This is a genomic window from Bacillus sp. EKM420B (genome assembly GCF_011065565.1).
GTDB lineage: Bacteria > Bacillota > Bacilli > Bacillales > Bacillaceae > Bacillus > Bacillus velezensis.
In genome coordinates this window covers 1-206 of record NZ_JAAMNX010000082.1, presented here as the reverse complement: position 1 = coordinate 206, position 206 = coordinate 1, and the positions used below count along the sequence as shown (strand labels likewise).

1 protein-coding gene is annotated in these 206 nt (G+C 55.8%); it reads left to right on the top strand.

Features of this window, described 5'->3' with window-relative positions:
• Positions 1-206, top strand: a 206-nt coding sequence (locus G9F48_RS19625) for an AMP-binding protein (RefSeq protein ID WP_165410005.1), incomplete at both ends; no start/stop codon positions are given.

The following is a 206-nucleotide window of genomic DNA, read 5'->3' as shown; positions in this document are numbered from 1 at the left end:
ACGGCGGATCATCTCGCTTATATGATTTACACGTCAGGAACGACCGGACAGCCGAAGGGTGTCATGGTCGAACACCATGCGCTTGTGAACCTGTGCTTCTGGCACCACGACGCATTCGCCATGACGGCGGATGATAAAAGCGCCAAATACGCGGGCTTCGGTTTTGACGCCTCCATCTGGGAGATGTTCCCGACATGGACCATCGG